This window comes from Desulfovibrio piger ATCC 29098 (genome assembly GCF_000156375.1).
Taxonomy (GTDB): domain Bacteria; phylum Desulfobacterota; class Desulfovibrionia; order Desulfovibrionales; family Desulfovibrionaceae; genus Desulfovibrio; species Desulfovibrio piger.
Genome location: NZ_DS996376.1, coordinates 1 through 1,005 on the forward strand (window position 1 = coordinate 1; position 1,005 = coordinate 1,005).

The 1,005-nt window shown below is 64.5% G+C and carries 2 protein-coding genes; both read right to left on the reverse strand.

The window, feature by feature from the left end; translation table 11 throughout:
• A partial coding sequence (locus DESPIG_RS12505; protein WP_006009501.1) for a hypothetical protein occupies window positions 1–229 on the reverse strand: 229 nt, incomplete at its 3' end.
• A 9-nt stretch (window positions 230–238) separates the two neighbouring features.
• The coding region (locus tag DESPIG_RS14595) for a tail fiber protein (protein WP_006009503.1) at window positions 239–1,005 on the reverse strand (767 nt) is incomplete at its 5' end.

Below are 1,005 nucleotides of genomic sequence, written 5' to 3' on the forward strand. Positions count from 1 at the left end.
CGCCCGTCTGCACCATGTCCGCCTGCATCCGGGCCATGAGGATGGTGGACGACTGCGCCCTGGCCTCGGCAAGGGCCTGTGCGGCCAGCTCTTCTTCCGTGGGGGGAAGGACGGCTTTGATGACGAAGCTCCCGTCCGCCTCCTCGATGTAGGCATTATTGTTCATGCACCACTCGGCGGCTTCCGGGGGGTATGTGGAATCGAATGTTTGTCCGATGGTAAAAGGCATGGTTGCTCCTTAATAGCCCGCTGCGTACCAGGAGATGGAGATTCCGCTCGTAGGACGCTTGATGGTGAAGTTGGCCGTGGCGCATGCGGATATGACGGACGAGCCTTCCAGATAGTTATCAGCGTTCACCTCGCCGATGGCGACGGTGTACGAGGTGGAAGTGAACGGCGTATGCAGCGATATGGTGGTCGATGCGCCACTGGTCGTCGTGGTGCCGCCCTGTTCGATGAAGCCGTTGGACCATTTGCGATACCACGAGGATCCGGACCGCCAGGTCGCGGTAACATAGGCGTTCGGTTTGGCGACACCATCGACGGCGCTCTGCGCAGCATCGGCGGCAGCTTTGGCCGTATTGGCGGTCTCGGCGGCCGCGTCGGCGGCAGACTGGGCGGCAGTCGCAGCCGTCTGGGCTTTGCCGGCGGCTGTCGCGGCGGAGACCCCCTTGTCGTATGCGGTCTTTACCGCGCTGGCCGTAGCAGCCAGAGTTGTGCTGGTGGAATTGGTGGCGGAGGAGAGCTGCACCACGCCCTTGGCGGAAGTGGACGCACTGGCGACGCTGAGGGTCCCGTCGGCAGCAACAGAGAGGTTCGTGCCGACCTTCACTTTGCCTGCCACAGAAGTGGTGGCGATGGGGACGGTAGCGGACGATCCGGGAGCCCCGCGCAGGTCCACAGCCTGTCCCCACGAACCGTCGGGCTCCTTGAAGCGCAGCGCCGTCCCCTGCCATTCATGCTCCGGCGGCAGGCCGTCAGCTCCATCCGCACCGGCCGGGCCGG